The sequence below is a fragment of the Mariniflexile aquimaris genome (assembly GCF_042676825.1).
Classification (GTDB): Bacteria; Bacteroidota; Bacteroidia; order Flavobacteriales; family Flavobacteriaceae; genus Mariniflexile; species Mariniflexile aquimaris.
In genome coordinates, this window is sequence record NZ_JBHTIB010000046.1 from 1 (window position 1) to 649 (window position 649).

Sequence of the window (649 nt, forward strand, 5' to 3'; positions counted from 1 at the left end):
ATTTGACTTTGACATAACTTTCGACTGACTTTAGCAGTTCGCAACTGTTACGTGCGACTGACAAATTAAACGTTAACTAATTAAAAATAAACAATATGAGATTTATTAAAGTAAAAGCTAGATTAAACACACATCCAAGAGCAGGTGTTATAACTGAATATATGTTTTTATTAAATGTTGACTTAATTGGCGCATTTGAAAAAGATACAGTTTATTTAAAAGGCGGAAACAAAGTAATGTTAAATGGTCAAGAATACGGAAATATTACCGTTGTTGACCAATCAGATATAAATAAACTATAAAAAAGTAGCACAAATAGACAATTGCCAACCTTCTTTGTCATGAAAGAATTTGATTGACTTTTTTGGGCATTTGTCAATTACCTTTTTTAAAGTTATCCAGCTATTGCCAATTTCATCTGTTACGGCATTGACCTTATCAATTGAATCGGACATAAAAAAACTAAACACAACACCATGTATAAAAAATAAGGGCTTTGGTGTCTGGTTAAAAATAATTTTTGTTTGCTCGTTTTCCGCTAATCTGAATGGGAAGCTTTATACTTAGCCCTTACTTTCCATACACATTAACGTTGCCATTCATTGCGGAACGCACTCGTACTGGTATAAAACCTAGTTTGATTTTCGAA

The 649-nt window shown here is 31.7% G+C and carries 2 protein-coding genes; one reads left to right on the forward strand and one right to left on the reverse strand.

The genetic code is table 11. The annotated features are described in order from the left end of the window. Nucleotides 1-95: 95 nt before the first annotated feature. On the forward strand, nt 96-302 hold the full coding sequence (locus tag ACFQ0I_RS17335) for a hypothetical protein (RefSeq protein WP_379944253.1): 207 nt from the start codon (nt 96-98) through the stop codon (nt 300-302). Here ACFQ0I_RS17335 and ACFQ0I_RS17340 read toward each other — a convergent pair. Further along, complete coding sequence (locus ACFQ0I_RS17340) at nt 297-455, reverse strand: hypothetical protein (protein ID WP_379944254.1); 159 nt, start codon at nt 453-455, stop codon at nt 297-299. The genes ACFQ0I_RS17335 and ACFQ0I_RS17340 overlap by 6 nt on opposite strands. Nucleotides 456-649 lie beyond the last annotated feature (194 nt).

Coding starts and splice junctions, on each gene's coding strand:
- ACFQ0I_RS17340 (WP_379944254.1), bottom strand. CDS start 455: ATGTCCGATTCAATTGATAAGGTCAATGCCGTAACAGATGAAATTGGC.
- ACFQ0I_RS17335 (WP_379944253.1), top strand. CDS start 96: ATGAGATTTATTAAAGTAAAAGCTAGATTAAACACACATCCAAGAGCA.